The organism is Methylobacterium sp. Leaf456 (genome assembly GCF_001425465.1).
Classification (GTDB): domain Bacteria; phylum Pseudomonadota; class Alphaproteobacteria; order Rhizobiales; family Beijerinckiaceae; genus Methylobacterium.
In genome coordinates this window covers 1-16970 of record NZ_LMQV01000022.1, presented here as the reverse complement: position 1 = coordinate 16970, position 16970 = coordinate 1, and the positions used below count along the sequence as shown (strand labels likewise).

Sequence of the window (16970 nt, the reverse complement as noted above, 5' to 3'; positions counted from 1 at the left end):
GTGAGAGTTCAAGCTTCGCAACTCGAACCCTACTCGAAGACCGGCGATGGCCACCTCAGCGGTGGGCCGCTCCTACACCACACACTGGGACACGACCGGTGGGGGAAGCGGTCCTCACTCGGACGCCCGAAAGCGGACGTTCTGCGACCGACTCAACATGGACATAGGCAACGGTCCTACCCTCACCCGGAAGCGACATCACGTGCGATGACGAAAGAGTGGTGACGTGCCTCGGATGGTCCCGAACCGAGAGGTTCGATTGGTAGAGAGCAACCTGCGCCGAAACAGCTTCAGAGGATTCTGTGTCGCAACTCCCAACTCAAGCAGTGCCGCTCAATGGCTAGGCCACAGCAGCGGGGGCATCCTCCGCCTTTAGTCCGTCAACCGACGCGACGATGGTGCACACCACACCGGTTACCGGGTAATCCAGCGTCACCGCGCCCCCGAAATTGCCAGCCAGCCCACGCCCGATCAGCCGTGTCCCGAACCCGGTTCGGCTCGGAGGCGTCACTTCGGGGCCGCCGCTCTCCGACCACCGCAGCCGAACGGTGGCGTCGTCCAGAACCTCCCACCGGATCGACACGTGGCCGTCATGGGTCGAGAGCGAGCCGTACTTGGCCGCATTGGTCGCGAGCTCGTGCAGGATGAGCGACAGCGACATCGCCGCCCTGGCACCCACGGATAGCTCGGCTCCGTAGATTGCGAAGCGTCCGATCCTGTCCGTGTGCAGGTCGAGGGCGTTCTCGACCAGTGCCTGCATCGAGGTGCTGTCGAGGCTTCCGCCCAAAAGCAGGTCGTGTGACTTGCTGAGGGCGATGAGCCGATTGGCCAGCACGTTCTTGGCCGTCTCCATATCGCCGGCGTTGCGCATGGTCTGAGTAGCGATGGACTGGACCATCGCCAGCATGTTCTTCATGCGATGGCTCAATTCGTGATTGAGCGTTCGTTGCCGGTCCTCGGCCTCGACACGGGCGATGGCGGCACGGGTGCGGTCGGCGACGTTGCGCACGAAGGCCTTCTCCTCAGCCGTCCAGGCGTGCGGCGTGGCCTTGACCGCGTAGATCAGGCCCACGAACCGGCCCTGCTCCATCACTGGTACGTTCAGGAGAGCGCGCGCATCAATCGCCGTCAGGGCCGCCGCATCCCGGGACGTGCGCGGGTCGCCGGCGACGTCGGCGATGATCACGGTCTCGCCGGCCTTCAGGTCCTCAATGTACGAGCCATAATCCCGGAACTGATGCGGCCCGTCGATGGGAGCCAGGCCAGGGGCCGTCCACCCCCGTTCGACCAGGATCGTTTCCCTGCCGGCATCAACCACACCGTAGCCGGCGTGGGACAGGCCAAGGATACGCCCGAGGATGTCGGCGGCCACACCCCCGATCTCGGCCTTGTCGCGCACGTCACGCAGCCGTTCGCCAAGCTCCGTCATCGCTTCCCGGCGTGCCTCGGCCTGCTTGCGGCCCGAGATCTCAAGGAAGAGCGCCGTGAACTGCTGGTCGCGGTGCCGGCGCGCCCGGACCTCGAAGGTCCGAAGTAGTTCCGGGACGTGGATCTCGAAGGTCTCCGGCCGACCGGTGTCGATCACGCGGGCATAGGTATCAATCAGCGACTGGGCGATGTTCGGAATGAGATCGCGCATCGTCATGCCGGCGCTTTCCGCAGGTAACCCGGTCAGTCCGGCGAACGCCGGGTTGACCTCAAGAAGCCGGAAATCGACGGCTGCGCCGGCCCTGTCACGGATCAGCTCGGCGCTCAGGAATCCTTCCTGCATGCCGGTGAACAGCCCGCGCCAGCGGTCCTCGCTGATCGCCAGCCGGCTCTCGCTCTCCTTTTGAGCGGTGATGTCCCGAGAGACCGAGAGCAATTTCTCGGGCCGGCCGTCGGGCCCGAGGATCGGCGTGACCTGCACGTCCCACCACCTGGGCGTACCCTTGAAGGTCTCGGCCATTCCCTGGAAGTGCCCGATGCCACCGGCCAACGCCGACCGCACCGCCGCCTTGGCTTGAGCGTTGCCGTCACCCACCCAGAAATCCGGCCAGGGGCAGCCCTTGATCGCGTTGAAGTCGCTGACCTCCATGACCTTCATGCCGCCCTCGCTCATGAAGGTGAGCCTGGCGTCCAGATCGAGTACCTTGATGCAATCGGCCGAGGAGGCCAGCACGCCGCGCATGAACTCGGCGTCGGCGCGCTGCCGCTCGGCGGCGAGGCACTGTTCGGTACGGTCGCGCAGGATCTTGATGAAACCCTCGGGCCTGCCGTCCTCGTCCAGGAGCGGCATCATCTCGCCGTTAGCCCAGAACGTGGTCCCGTCCTGGCGGAGGTGCCAGCGTTCGTCCGTGCCGCGCCCGTGCATCAGGGCCGCACCCATCTCCCGCTCCGGGATCCCGGCCTTCGTGTCCTCCTCGGTGAAGAAAACGTGCGCGTGCCGTCCGCGCATCTCCTCCTCTGTCCACCCGAGGATTCGCTCGGCGCCGGGGCTCCAGCTCGTGACGAGCCCGGTGAGGTCCATGGCGATGATGGCGTAGTCGACCGCGCTCTCCAGAATGGCCTGGTTGCGCCGGTCGCTCTCGCGCCGGTTCCTAAGGGCCTTTCGAAGCTCCAGGTTGGTGATCACCTGATGCGCCAACGTGCGCAGCACGAACGCCTGCGCAGGGGTCAGACGATTGGGCTTGGTGTCCAGCACGCACAGGGCGCCCAAGGCTACGCCGTCGGCAGTCTCCAGCGGGACGCCGGCATAGAACCGCACTTGGGGCCCCCCGGTCACCAGCGGATTGTCGGCGGTCCGCGGGTCCTTGGTCAGGTCCTCGATCTCGAACACCTCGCCCTGCTGCGCGGTGTAGGCACAGATCGACTCAGAGAGGGGCGTCTCGCTACGACCGAAGCCGGTCTCTGCCTTGAACCATTGCCGGTCGTCGTCGAGCAGGGAGATCAGCGACACCGGCATGCCGCAGGTCTCGGACGCGACCTTCACGATATCGTCGAACTCGGCCTCGGTCGGCGTATCCAGGATGCCGTACTCACGCAGCGCCGTCCGACGCCGGACTGCGAGATCGATCTGTCCTGCCACCCTTCGCCCGCCCGTCCCCGTTGCCTAGCCATGTCCCTGCACGTGGATCCCGTCATCCGTCCGGCAACGTCGCTCGACAATGCAAGATGTTATGAGTGGCCGAACCTCGGGCCTTTAACACGAAGACCACGTTGCAGCGCGTGCGTGGTCGACGTGAAGAACCGATACGTTCTGTGACAAGCCAACCGAACGTGCAAGCGGCACGGGGGCACCGCCCGTCGGCGCGGCCACGGTCCAATGGCCGGCCGCAACGGGGGACGTGGCAGGCTCCAAACATCGTGATAGCGGATGGCGCCCCGGGGCCGAGGCGACATGCAGCCTTGTCAGTCCAAGTACCTCAAGTTACCAACAATCCCGTCCCAGAGAACGGACTGGTCGTCTGGGTGGGGGACGCCCGCGAATTCGGTTTTCGGACCAGGGCGCACGGATTAGCCGCCCGCGTACCGGCTCGAACGCGACAGGCGCAACCACGGACACCATGACCCAGTACCTTGTCAGGCGCGCCAACGTCCTTGTCCTCGGCGTGTTGATCGCCATCGTTGCGCTGGTCGGCGCAATGACCTGGGAGCGGCTGAACGCCGCGCGCGACGCCCGCACCTGGTCGCAGCACAGCTACCAAGTGCTCAACACGACCAAGGATCTTGCCATCGCCTTGCGGGATGCCGAGCGTGGCCAGCGCGGCTATGTCCTGACCGGCAGGGACGAGTACCTCGCCCCCTACGACGCCGCACGCGACCGCCTCGGACTCCTTCAGGGCGAGCTCCAGAAGCTGACCGCCGACAATCCCGCGCAGCAGGAGCGCATCCGGGCGCTGGCCCCGGCCATCCAGCACAAGCTGGAGGAGCTCGCCCAGACACTGCAGGCCCGCCGCGACGGCGGTCTGGAGACCGCCCTGCGCATCGTCAACGGCGATGCCGGCCGCAACCACATGCGCGACGCCGAGACCATGCTCGCGGCCATGCTCGTCGACGAGGAACGGCTCCTCGACGACCGCCTCGCCCAGAACGACGCCCGTGCGGCCTGGGTGCGCTGGATGGTCATCGCCGGCTCGGTGCTGGCAGTCCTCACCTTGCTGTGGGCGGCGCGCCTCCTGAACCAAGCCTGGTCCCGTTCCTACAGGACTGAGGCCGAGCAGCGGGCGCTGGCCCTGCGCCTGCGAACCACGCTGGACAGCCTCAGCCAAGGTGTCGCTGTGTTCGGACCCAACCGGAAGCTGGCGAACTGGAACGAGTGCTTCCAGGTCTTGCTCGACCTGCCTAAGGCCATGGTCCGGCCCGGAACGACCTACGGCGCCTTTGTCGAGCACACCGGCGAACCTGGCCGTCCCGCCTTGGAGACCGAGGATCAGATCCGGCACGGTCGCCGGGGTCCCGGCGAGGCCGTCACCTATGAGCGCGAGCGCGTCGACGGCCACCACCTTGAGATCCGTCGGACGCCGATGCCGGACGGCGGCTTCGTCCTCACGGTCTCCGACATGACGAAGCGTGCCCAGGCGGAGGGCGTGCTCCGAGAAGCGCAGAAGATGCAGGCCATCGGGCAGCTCACCGGCGGCATCGCGCACGACTTCAACAACCTGCTGCAGGTCATACTCGGGAACCTGGAGTTCATCCGGGCCAAGCTGGACGGCGACGCCAGGCTCCAGGCGCGCATCGAGAGGGCTTCCTGGGCGGCCCAGCGCGGGGCGACGCTCACCGGCCAGCTCCTCGCGTTCGCGCGCAAGCAGCCGCTGGCACCTGTCGCCATCGACCTCGCCGCGACGATGCCGGACCTGATCCCGCTGCTGCGACGAACCCTCGGGGAGCACATCGAAGTCCGCTATGTCGAGTCCGCTGGGCTCTGGCCCGCGATGGCCGACGCGGCGCAGCTTGAGAACGCCGTGCTCAACCTCGCGCTCAACGCGCGTGACGCCATGCCAGGTGGTGGGCGGGTGACCATCGAGCTGGGCAACAAGGTCCTCGACGAGGAATACGTCCGCCACCACGCCGAGACCGTGGCGGGCGATTACGCCATGGTGGCGGTCTCCGACACCGGCCACGGCATGACCGCCGACGTCGTCAGGCGGGTGTTCGAGCCGTTCTTCACGACCAAGCCCGACGGCAAGGGCACGGGGCTCGGCCTCGCCATGGTGTTCGGCTTCGTCAAGCAGTCGGGCGGGCACGTGAAGGTCTATTCCGAGCCCGGCGAGGGCACGACCGTGAAGCTCTACCTGCCACGTTCGGTCGGTGCCGCCGCACCGGCAGGCCAGCGGTCCGGAAGTCCCGTCGAACTGCCGCGCGGGTCGGGCACGGTCCTGGTCGTGGAGGACGAGGCGGCGGTGCGCGAGATCGCCTGTGCGATCCTGGCCGACCTCGGCTACCGCGTCTTGGAAGCCGCCGACGGCGAGGAGGGACTGCGGGTCTTCGGCGCCAATGCCTCGGCCGTCGACCTGCTGCTCACCGATGTGATCCTGCCTGGCAAGGTGCGGGGCCGCGAACTCGCCGAGCGGGTGCAGGCCCTACGACCGGAGGTCCGGGTCGTGTTCATGTCCGGCTACACCGAGAACTCGATCATCCACCATGGCCGGCTCGACGACGGGGTGCATCTCATCTCCAAGCCGTTCAAGCGCGAGCAACTTGCCCGGAAGGTCGCCGACGTACTCGGAGCCCCGGGCATGGGGCTGCCCGAGGCGGCGAACGTGGTGGCCTTCCCTGGCAGCAAGGGTGTCGGGCCCTGACGCCGAAGAGTTGCCTCAGCGCCGGTTGATCGGGCCTGGCGGTTGCGGCGCCGGGGGTTCGCCCAGCGGGTCACCCTCTGGCGGGGCCGGGTCCGGCGGCGGGTCGCCGATGGGCGGCAATGGGTCGTCCCCGGGCCGCGGCGTGTCCGATTGCATGTCGTCCCCCTCTGACGTGCCCCTGGGTTAGGGCGGTCACCAACGCGCCACGCGGCCGAACGTCCCAGCCGTCGCTTGCGTGACCTGAGTCGCCCGGTTCGGCCGTTGTGGCGCGCCATCCGGAAAGCTACTGACGCCCGCGACGAGGAGAGCATGGAAGCCGAGATCGAACGGCTACGGCGTCGCGAGCGCGAGCTCGAAGATCGCGTGGCGAGACTGGAGGCGGAGCGGGGCGACGGAATGCGCCGGCCCGGTCATGGGCAGAGGACGTCGGCCGCCTCGACCGACCTCCTGTTCACGGCTGCGGAGAAGACCCGCATGCCGCAGATCATCACCGACCCGAACCTGCCGGACAATCCCATCGTCTTCGCCAACCGGGCTTTCCAGGCCCTGTGCGGGTACGATGCCGCCGAGCTGATCGGGCGGAATTGCCGCTTTCTCCAGGGGCCAGGCACCGACCCGGCCGACGTCGCCAAGGTCCGTGACGCCGTCGCGGCCCGTCGCGACGTCGTGGTCGAGATCCTGAACTATTACCGCGACGGAACGCCCTTCCGGAACGAGCTCTATGTCAGTCCGGTCTTCGACTCGGAGGGACACCTTCGGTACTTCTTCGCGAGCCAGCTCGACGTCACGCGCTTCAGGACCGCGGAGGGCGTGCTCGCGGAGAGCGAGGCCCGCTATAGGACCCTGTTCGATGCCGTCGACAGCGGGTTCTGCGTCGTCGAGATGCGCTTCGACGCGGACGACCGCGCGGTCGATTACCGCTTCATCGAGGCGAACCCGGCCTTCGCGGCGCAGACGGGCCTGCACGACGCCGCGGGGCGCTGGGCGAGCGAGCTTGTACCGAACCTTGAGCGCTCGTGGTTCGATACCTACGGTGAGGTCGCCCGCACGGGGCAGCCGGTGCGTTTCGAGAGCGGCGCCGTCGCGGTGGGCCGCTGGTTCGACGTGCACGCCATGAGGATCGGCGAGCCGGAGCAACATCGGGTCGCGATCCTGTTCAACGACATTACGCAACGCCGTCGCGACGAGACCCGGCTGCTGGCCACCGCGGAGGAAAGCTCGACGGAGCGCGACCTGGTTTGGCGTGCGAGCCGCGACCTTCTGGTGGTCTGTGGGGTCGACGGCCATTTCCGCAAGGCAAACGCCGCCTGGACCGGGATGCTGGGCTGGGAAGTGGACGAGGTCGTCGGCGCCCGCTTCGATGCCTTCGTCCACCCCGACGACCGGGGCACCGCATCGCAAGCCTTCGAACGCGTGAGCGGCGGAGATCTTCTCGACGACGTCGACGTGCGTGTCCGGACGCGGCAAGGCGATTACCGCTGGCTCTCATGGAACGCCATTCCGACCGGCGACCATTTCTACGCCGCCGGCCGCGACGTCACGGAGCGCCGGGCGCTTGAGGAGCAACTGCGCCAATCGCAGAAGCTGGAGGCCGTCGGGCAGTTGACCGGGGGCGTGGCGCACGATTTCAACAACCTGCTGACGGTCATCAAGTCGTCGACCGATCTGCTCAAGCGCCCCGACCTCGCCGAGGAGCGCCGGCTCCGCTACGTCGGCGCCATCTCCGACACCGTCGACCGGGCCGCGAAGCTCACCGGCCAACTCCTGGCGTTCGCCCGCCGGCAGGCACTGCGGCCCGAGACCTTCGCCGCGGACCGGGCGGTCGCGGCCCTCGCCGACATGGTCGGCACGCTTACCGGCTCGCGCATCCACGTCGAGCTCGACCTGCCCGGCGAAACGCCGCAGGAGCTGCATGTCAACGCCGACCTGAGCCAGTTCGATACGGCGCTCGTGAACTTGGCCGTGAACGCCCGCGACGCCATGGACGGCGAGGGGCGCCTGCGAATCGGGCTCCGCCGCACCACCCAGATCCCCGCCGTACGCGCGCACCCGCCGCAGCGCGGAGACTTCGTGGCGGTCTCCATTTCGGACACCGGCTCGGGCATCGCGCCCAGGAACCTTGAGCGCATCTTCGAGCCGTTCTTCACGACCAAGGTCATCGGCCAGGGCACCGGTCTCGGCCTCAGCCAGGTATTCGGTTTCGCAAAGCAATCCGGCGGCGAGATCGCGGTCGCGAGCGTCCTCGGCAAGGGCACCACCTTCACGCTCTACCTCCCGCGCGTCGTCGCGGCGAAGGCCGCCGAGCCCGCCCCGGAGCCGGAGGCCCTCGCGGACGGGCACGGCACCTGCGTCCTCGTCGTGGAGGACAACCTCGACGTGGGCGCCTTCGCCCAGCAGGCCCTGCGTGAGCTCGGCTATTCGACCGTTTGGGCGACGGACGCGGCGAAGGCGCTCGCCGAGATGGAGCGCGTCCCGTTCCGGTTCGAGGTTGTGTTCTCGGACGTGGTGATGCCGGGCATGAACGGCGTCGAGCTCGCGAACGAGATCCGCCGGCGCCGCCCCGACCTCCCGGTCGTGCTGGCCTCCGGCTACAGCGACGTGCTCGCCGCGGAGGGCACGCACGGCTTCGACCTGTTGAGCAAACCATACTCCGTGACGGACCTGTCGCGCGTTCTCCGACGCGCCGTGCAGGACGCGAGGGCACGCGTCCGCTGACGGTCGCCCACACACCGTACCCACTGACCTGGCCTGGGCGGCAAGGAACGATACCGAGCGAATCCGTGGTTCGCCCGCCCTTCGGGGGCCGCATTCGAATGGTTCTCAACCGGACCCGAGCGCTTGCATGCGGCCACGGCCGAGGCGACCGTCCGATCCGGGATATCTTTGCATCCGTCTTTGCACGCGCCATCGCGGTCGGGCGGTCGGCATGGGAAATCCGTCCGTGAGTGAGGTCGCTCTTCATGATCTCTCCCGTGGGGAGCTTGAGGCCGAGGTCCTGCGCCTCCGGTAGGCCGAGGCCGTGCTGCGCACGAGCGAGGAGCGTTTCCGGACGATCCTGGAGACGGTCGATTCCGCCTTCGCCATCGTCCAGGTCAGGTTCGACGCCGAGGACCGGCCGGTGGACTACCGCTTCCTTGAGGCCAACCCGGCCTTCGAGCGCGAGGCCAGGGTCAACCTGCGTGGCAAGTGGGTCACCGAGTACGCCCCGTACCTCGAACAATTCTGGTTCGAGACCTACGGACGCGTCGCCAAGACCCGGGAGCCAACGAACTTCGAGAGCTACGCCGAGGCGTTCTCGCGCTGGTTCGACGTTCGGGCCGTGCCCGTCGGCGACCCGGCCGACCGCCAGATCGCCATCATCTTCAACGACGTGACCGCCCGGCGGGAGGCGGAGGAGCGGCTGCGCGCCAGCGAGGCCCTCGCCCGGGCCAACATCCAGCGCGTGCAACTGGCGTTGGCGGCCGGCGCGATCATCGGCACGTGGAACTGGGACCTACCAACCGACCGCTTCACGGTCGACGAAGGATTCGCCCGCAGCTTCGGCCTCGACCCGGCGCTCGGTCGGGACAGCATCCCGCTCTCGCGTATCGTCGCCACCGTGCATTCGGACGACCAGGCGGGGCTTCCTCATGGCGGGCTCCTTAACCAAGGAGCCTGTCATGCCCGAGGTCGTTACCGTTTCCACAAATCCGCGTGTTCCCTGGAACCGCGACCGTATCGTCGGTCCTAAACCGCCGCTGAAGCTGAAGCACATCTGGGCCCTACGCACGCGCCTCCTGCTCGCCAACCGCACGCGAGACCTTGCCCTGTTCAACCTTGCCGTGGACAGCAAGCTGCGCGGGCGTGATCTCGTCGGCCTGCGCGTGAGCGACATCCACCTGGGCGACGCCGTGCGTCTTGGAGCGACCGTTTGCCAGCGCAAGACCGGCAGGCCGATTCCGTTCGAGATCACCGAACCGACGCGCGAGGCTCTCGCGGCTTGGTTAACTGCGCGCTCGTTGAAAGCCGGCGACTGGCGGTTTCCAAGCCGGAGTCGACTCGGAGAGCATCTCACGACGCGGCACTACAGTCGGCTGGTCGACCGCTGGGTTGCGCTGATCGGCCTGGACCCTTCGGCGTTCGGCACGCACAGCCTGCGCCGCACGAAGGTCGCGCTGGTTTACAAGCGGACCGGCCATATCAGAGCCTGCCAGCTGCTTCTTGGCCATACTAAGCTGGAGAGCACGGTTCGCTACCTCGGCATTGAGGTTGACGACGCGCTGATCCTCTCAGAGCAGACCGAGATATGAACCGGGCGCCGCGGTCGAAATGGCCGCGGCGGGCCAGCAGGATGGTCGCCCCCAGGGTGCCGAATGACCCCAAGCGAACATTCAACACGTGTCCGCGATAGGTCCGGATGGGGTCAGGAGTTCACACACCGATTGTTCGGCTTTGCGCCAAGAGCGGAAGTTGGCTCGGGGCCCCGTAGCAGACATTCAGCTGCCCAAAGCCGCTTGCCCGTTGTCGACCCGTTGCAGAAGGCGGGAAGGTCCGATTCCAAGCGGTACGGGAGCTGGCTTTGGCAACTCCTGGCCGAAAGCCGACTGGCTATTTTCAGTAGCACGACGCACTAAATCGGACATCGCAGCATTCTTGCTACACTCAGCCTCCTTGAGAAGGCCAAGAGCCACGTTGTTGTCGTCCAGTGACAGTTAAACACGCACTTAGCGCGTAATTACCCAGGGGGTGTGTCCGATCGCTGTTTGACGGGAGATGCTCGGTCTCGCGGCGGGTCGGGCTCTGCCTCTTGCGCGTAGCGGATTTGGCTGATTCCTTCGTGGGATGGGCCGCAGTGATCTTGAGCGTCTGAGCCGGGAGGAACTGATCGAGCTGGTGCTGCGGCTGCAGCGGCCGGACAAGACCTCGCGCACATCCTCGAAGCCGCCGTCCACCGACCGCAAGGAGCGGCGGGAGCAATCGAAGCCCGGTGGCGCCAAGCCCGGTCACGAAGGCCACAGCCGCGTGCTGAGCAACGATCCCGACGCGGTCGTCGATCACCGGCCCGATCGCTGCGCCTGCTGCGGTAGCGCCCTGCGCGGGGCCCTTCCCGCCGAGGTTGTCAGCGTCTCCGAGCGGATCGATCTGCCCGCCGTGGCACCGGTGGTGACCCAGCACCGACGGTTGGCCGTGCAGTGCCCGACCTGCGGAGCGCGGGTTGTTGCGCGGGTGCCGGAAGAAGCGCGCGGCACGCCGTTCGGCCCGCGGCTGCACGCGGTGGCGACCTATCTCAAGACCTTCCAGGCGCTCTCCTACGAGCGGCTGCAGGCGGCGTTGTCCGACCTGTTCGGTCTCACGCTCAGCCAGGGCGGGCTGATGAACCTGCTGCGCCGGGCGCAGGGCCGCTTCCGGCCCGGCCGCGAGGCCGCCGTCTCCGCCCTGCGCCAAGCTGCCATCGTCGCCTCGGATGAGACCGGCGTGCGCATCGAGGGCTGCAACGCCTACCACTGGGTCTTCCATGCGGCCGAGGCGGTCGTGCACACGGCTTCCCCGACGCGCGGGGCCGTCGTGGTGCGGGAGATGATGGAGGGCCATCGGCCCGCAGTATGGATCTCGGACCGCTACACGGCGTAGCAGGGCCACGCGGCCGAACACCAGACCTGCCTCGCCCATCTCGCCCGCGACGTGGCCTACGTCGTCGAGGCCAGCGACGACCCCGTCCCCTGGCGGCTCCAACTCTGGCTGCAATCGGTGTTCGCCCTGGCCGAGCGCGTCACCGATCTGGCCGTCTCGACCTTGGCCGCCAAGCGCCGGAGCCTGGATCGGCAACTCGGCGCAATCCTCACCACGACGAGCGGCTGCGACCTGACGCGCGAGTTGCAGGCCAAAGCCGCCCGCGCCCGCCATCAGCTCTTGGTCTTCCTCGCTCATCCCGGAAAGGTCGGGCCGACCAACAACGGCTCGGAGCGCCTGCTGCGCCCGGCCGTCGTGCAGCGGAAGATGACCAACGGCTACCGCGCTATGTGGGCGGCTGAAGGCGAGGCCGACATCCGCACCGTCGTCGACACCGCGCGCCTGTCCGGTGCCAGCCCGTTCGGCACGATCCTCAGCACCGTCGGCGCTTGAACCTCGCCGTCACCTGCCTGGGTAATTACCTTAGCGCAGCAAAAGGACTGCAGATACGGCTTCTGGCGTAAGCGCCTGGGAAGCTGAGAGGATCGGTTGACTCGGAGAGGTGCCTGGACTCATCGCATACAATCCGAGTTGTCGCTCAGACTCCCGTGCACCACGCGGTTCGCTAGTTTCCTGAACGCGTCACGGCACGAGGGAGGCGGCCACTTCGACGGATCGCCATTCCAGACCGGAACTGACGCCGGTCAGGGCGCGGGCTGCGCACCGGCCCCACTTTCACGTCTGCCCCACTGGCCGGGCGAGGCAGCGCTGGTCGCCATACTGCCAATGCGAAGGGGAGTTGCCCCATGAGCCAAGCATCGGTTCGGCAGGTCGCGGCCCCAAAGCCCTACACGGACTTTGACCGGCTCCCCATCGGCGGCACATGGCGGAAGGGAAAGACCAGCCGCGCCCTAGCGGACCGCGATCCCTACACAGGCAAGGTCATCCTTGAAATCCCGCAGGCCGACCGCAGCGACCTCGACGAGGCCTATGCCAAAGCGGCCACGGCGCGGGCGGCCTGGGCAGCCGAGCTTCCGGCGACCCGGGCAACCGTGTTTCGTCGGGCAACGGAGATCCTGGAGGCACGACGCGAGGAGGTGATCTCCTGGTTGATCCACGAGCCCGGCAGCACGCGGCTCAAGGCCACGCTCGAATGGGCATCGACGCGGGCGATGATGCTGTGGGCGTCGTCGGCGCCCTACCTGGCCGAAAGGAGAGTTCTGCCGACCGACATTCCGGCAAAGGAAGGTCGGGACCGGAAGCCGTTCGGTGTCGTCGGGGTGATCAGCCCGTTGAATTGGCCGCTGCATCTCACCAACCGATCCCTCGCACCCTCGCTGGCGGTCGGCAACGCCGTCGTCGTCAAGCCGGCCAGCGACACGCCGATGACCGGCGGCCTGTTGCTGGCGAAGATCTTCGAGGAAGCCGGGCTGCCGCCTGGGGTGCTTCACGTCATCGTCGGCTCCGGAAGCGAGATTGGCGACGCCTTCGTCGACCACGATGTCCCGCGGGCGATCTCGTTCACCGGCTCGACACCGGTGGGCCGGCGCATCGCGGAACTGGCGGCGAAGGCGCCGATCCTGAAGCGGGTCGAGCTGGAGCTCGGCGGCAACGGGCCGTTCGTCGTGCTCGACGACGCGGACGTGGATCAGGCGGTCGAGACGGCGATCTTCGGCAAGTTCCTGCACCAGGGCCAGATCTGCATCCGCATCAACCGGATCATCGTCGACGAGACACTCTACGAGGCCTTCCTCGAGCGGTTCGCCGATCGGACCAAGGCGCTCAAGGTCGGCAATCCCGAGGAGCCCGATACGATGATCGGTCCGATCATCAACGAGCAGCAGCTGAAAGGCCTGCTCCAGCGCATCGAAGACGCGCGCGTGTCCGGGGCACGACAGCTCGCGGGCGGAGAGGCGCAGGGCCTCGTTCTGCCGCCCCACGTGTTCGCCGACGTCAACAACGACATGCCATTGGCGCGAAACGAGATCTTCGGCCCCGTCGCACCGGTCATCCGCGCCCGCGGGGAAGACGATGCGCTCGGAATCGCCAACGACTCGGAGCATGGGCTTTCCGGGAGTGTCTTCACCCGCGATCTCGAACGCGGCGAGCGGTTCGCCCGGCGCCTTAAGTGAGCGCCGGCGGTCAGGCGTTGATGGAGATCGACGACATCCAAACGCTCCTCGGCAGATCCTGGCTCGCGTTCTGGCACGGGGTCGATCACGAAACGGCTCAGGCCGCGCTCGCGAACGCAAGGGCCGGGCACAGCGCCAGCTTCCGCGGCTTCTGCCCGACGCCTTCGGGGCAGCCGAAATGGTGGGCGGTCAATCTCAGCCCGCTCGCGGGCGGCCAACACGGCCCCGAGCGCATTCTGGCCGTGTCCCGCGACATCACCGAACAGGTCGCGCTGGATGCCGATCTACAAACGACGGTGCGGCGCTATCAGGCCCTGATCGAAGCCACCGGCACCATGGTCTGGCGCGCGGACGCCGCCGGCAGCATCATCGAGATCCGCGGCTGGGCGTCATACACGGGTCAGGCCACGGACACCTATCTCGGCGATGGCTGGCTGAAGGTTGTGCACCCGGAGGACCGGGAGACGATCACCGCAATCTGGCAGGCGACCATGGCGACCGGGCAGGCGGGCAGTGCCACCTACCGGGTCCGCCATGCACAGGACCGGTACCGGTGGGTTCTGGGACGGACCGTGCCGCTGAAGGATGAGATGGGTCGGGTCCTGGAGTGGGTCGGCACGATCACCGATATCCACGAGCGTCACGAGGCCGCTGAGACCATCCGGATTCAGGAGGAGCGGTATCGCCTGGCGGTGCGCGCCACGCAGGACGGCATCTGGGACTGGGACGTAGCGTCGGATGACGTCGCCTGGATTAAGGCGACCGGCGAGGTGCGCACCTACACAGATGATGAGAGCAAGCCGTCGTGGTCGCGCTGGGCGGCTCGGATCCATCCCGAGGACCGCGCGCGCGTGACCGCTAGCTTCGCCGCTTCCGTCGACGGCACGGACGATCGGTGGCAGGCCGAGTACCGCTACCGCAGCGGTGCCGGGGGCTACAAGGAGGTGATCGACCAGGCCTTAGTCGTCCGCGACACGCGGGGGCGGGCCGTCCGCATGGTCGGTGCGGTGCGCGACGTGACCGAGCAGCGGCGGGCGATCGCCGCGCTGCGCACCAGCGAGGAGCGCCTGCGTCTCGCCCTGCGCGCCGGCCGGATGGTGGCGTGGGAGCGCAACCTCAAGACGGGTCGGGTCACCCAAACCGAGAATGCCCCCCACGTCCTCGGCCTGGCGGCGGAAATGCGATCGGAGTTCCTAGATCTCGTACACCCGGACGATCGCGCGCAGATGGCGGACTTCATTCGAACCTGCGGCGCGAGCGAGGAGCGCGAGTTCCGGTACGTCTCACCCGCCGGACGCATGCAATGGCTGTGTTCGTCGGTCGAGCGGGTCGATGCGGATCGGATCGTGGGGATCACCTTCGACATCACGGACCGCAAGCTGGCGCAGGAGAAGCTGTGGCAGACGGCCAATCTCGACGCCCTCACGGGTCTGCCGAACCGGCAACTATTCCGTGGGCGCGCGGAGGCGGCGCTCGCGGCAGCGGAGCGGGACGGCACCTGCGTGAGCCTGCTTCTGATCGATCTCGATTATCTCAGGGACGTGAACGACACCCTCGGCCACGACGTCGGCGACGCCGTGATCTGCGAGGTTGCCGATCGTCTGCGGGAGGGTCTGCGGCCCTGCGATACGCTCGCAAGGCTCACGGGCGACGAGTTCGCCCTCACTCTCGTCGACCCGCTGCGCCTGCCCAACGCCGTCCAGCATGCGGAAGCGCTGATCGAGCGCCTGCGCCAGCCGTTGCAGATCCGGGACCAGACGCTGACCTGCAAGGCCAGCATCGGCGTGGCGGCCTGCCCGGATCATCACACCGACCTGCGCGAGCTTCTCAAGGACGCCGACATCGCGCTGTCCCAGGCCAAGGCGCGGGGCCGAGACCGCGTCGTCGTGTTCTCGGCCGCGATGCGGGTAGACGCCCTGCGCCGGCTGAGGATCGCCGCGGAGATGCGCGCCGCCCTCGCGGCAGGGCAGATCGTGCCGTATTACCAGCCGAAGGTCTGCTTCACGACGGGCCGGATCGTCGGCTTCGAGGCGCTGGCCCGCTGGCGGCACCCCGAGAGGGGGCTGCTGACGCCGGGCTATTTCGGTTCGGCCTTCGAGGATCCGGAGCTGTCCACCGCGATCGGCGACAGAATTCTCGAAACGGCGGCGGCCGACATGCGCGTCTGGAACGCGCGCGGCATCGACTTCGGGCGCGTGGCGGTGAACTTCGCAGCGGCAGAGTTCCGCAAGCCCGATCTGGCCGGCATGATCCTCGATGTTCTGAGCCGCTTCGGGGTCCCTGCGACGCAGTTCGAGGTCGAGGTCACCGAGACGGTGTTCCTCGGTGCGGGGGCGGAGACCGTGCCCGCGACGCTGGCACGGCTGCACGCCAGTGGCATGAGCATCGCGCTCGATGATTTCGGGACCGGCTTCGCCTCGCTCACGCACCTGAAGCAGTTCCCCGTCGACCACATTAAGGTGGACCAGAGCTTCGTGCGCGATCTGGACCGGGACCCGGACAACGCAGCGATCGTCGCGGCCGTGATCGGCCTCGGCCAGAACCTCGGGATGAAAGTCACAGCGGAAGGCGTCGAGACGGTGGAGCAGGCGCAGCACCTTGCGGCGATGGGCTGCGACGACGCCCAGGGCTACCTCTATGCCAAGCCGATAGCCGGCGCGCGCGTGCCGTGGTTGCTGAAGACCTGGGACCCCGACGCTTTCGTCGGTCGGAAGGTCCCGGCACGCTCAGCTTGAGGGTTCATCTCCGTTGCCGGAACCTCTCCGCATCGCAGTGTTAAGGATCGCTGAGGGTGAGTTCCAGCCTGTCCGCTAGTCGGGACGGGTGGCCTGCCTGTTACGGTAGCGTTGGGCGCAAAGCCGAAGGTCCGGTTTCGGGCCGAGACCTCAAAGTCTGCATCTGGCGCATAGCCGAACAAGCGGGGTGTGCGATTTCCCAGATCCGAGCAGACATTCGGAACGCTGCCGCTCGCGGTTCAGATGGGGTGGTAAGCGGCAGTCGATACGATGTCTCGGAGCGTACGCTTCTTACCCGGCAGCCATTCGCATAAGGGCGGCTTACGGAACCAAATTCGGCCTGGGCGGGCATTCTGATCGTGCTGCTGATCATCGGTCCGGACTCTCGGCAACCGCGAGCAAGCCGATGAACACCGTGAGCGTAGATCCCTCGAAATAGGCCTCAGCCATTAATGTTTGGCAAAACGGACCGTCCGAACGCCTCGATGAAAGCCTCCTGGCTCGCGCCGACCTGATGGACGATGATCTCGGCAAAACCCAAAGCGGCGAGGTCGGCGAGGGCCATCCGCAGCGACCTTAGAGCGCCTAACAGAACGGCACGCTTTGGTCGGTGAGGCGTTGGTTGGGTATGGCTCGCCCTCTGCTTCCCGACGATCTCTGGACCGAGATCGCTC

7 protein-coding genes and 2 pseudogenes are annotated in these 16970 nt (G+C 67.3%); 7 read left to right on the top strand and 2 right to left on the bottom strand.

Annotated features, from left to right (window positions below; all coding sequences use genetic code 11):
* Nucleotides 1-340: 340 nt before the first annotated feature.
* On the bottom strand, nucleotides 341-3067 hold the full coding sequence (locus ASG52_RS13515) for a PAS domain-containing protein (RefSeq protein ID WP_056243858.1): 2727 nt from the start codon (nucleotides 3065-3067) through the stop codon (nucleotides 341-343).
* 523 nt (nucleotides 3068-3590) lie between these two features.
* Here ASG52_RS13515 and ASG52_RS13510 point away from each other — a divergent pair.
* The 7 genes and pseudogenes from ASG52_RS13510 (at nucleotide 3591) to ASG52_RS13480 (ending at nucleotide 16296) form a co-directional block, all read left to right on the top strand.
* Complete coding sequence (locus tag ASG52_RS13510; RefSeq protein WP_286159043.1) at nucleotides 3591-5780, top strand: CHASE3 domain-containing protein; 2190 nt, start codon at nucleotides 3591-3593, stop codon at nucleotides 5778-5780.
* 309 nt (nucleotides 5781-6089) lie between these two features.
* The gene (locus ASG52_RS13505; protein ID WP_056243854.1) at nucleotides 6090-8495 is read left to right on the top strand and encodes a hybrid sensor histidine kinase/response regulator; all 2406 of its coding nucleotides are present in this window, start codon (nucleotides 6090-6092) and stop codon (nucleotides 8493-8495) included.
* A gap of 304 nt (nucleotides 8496-8799) precedes the next feature.
* Nucleotides 8800-9510 (top strand): PAS domain-containing protein, encoded by a 711-nt coding sequence (locus ASG52_RS13500; protein ID WP_056243850.1) that lies wholly within the window; start codon nucleotides 8800-8802, stop codon nucleotides 9508-9510.
* Nucleotides 9440-10069 (top strand): tyrosine-type recombinase/integrase, encoded by a 630-nt coding sequence (locus ASG52_RS13495; protein WP_056243847.1) that lies wholly within the window; start codon nucleotides 9440-9442, stop codon nucleotides 10067-10069. Before ASG52_RS13500 ends, ASG52_RS13495 begins: the two co-directional genes overlap by 71 nt.
* Before the next feature lie 532 nt (nucleotides 10070-10601).
* Nucleotides 10602-11882: pseudogene (tnpC, locus tag ASG52_RS13490) on the top strand (IS66 family transposase).
* Between the two features lie 353 nt (nucleotides 11883-12235).
* Entirely contained in the window at nucleotides 12236-13561 is a 1326-nt protein-coding gene (locus ASG52_RS13485) for an aldehyde dehydrogenase family protein (RefSeq protein WP_056243844.1), read from the top strand.
* 20 nt (nucleotides 13562-13581) lie between these two features.
* Nucleotides 13582-16296: an EAL domain-containing protein gene (locus ASG52_RS13480; protein ID WP_082552550.1), complete on the top strand. Its 2715-nt coding sequence runs from the start codon at nucleotides 13582-13584 to the stop codon at nucleotides 16294-16296.
* A gap of 442 nt (nucleotides 16297-16738) precedes the next feature.
* Here the strand turns inward: ASG52_RS13480 and ASG52_RS28370 are convergent.
* Nucleotides 16739-16970: pseudogene (locus ASG52_RS28370) on the bottom strand (hypothetical protein); the annotation flags it as partial.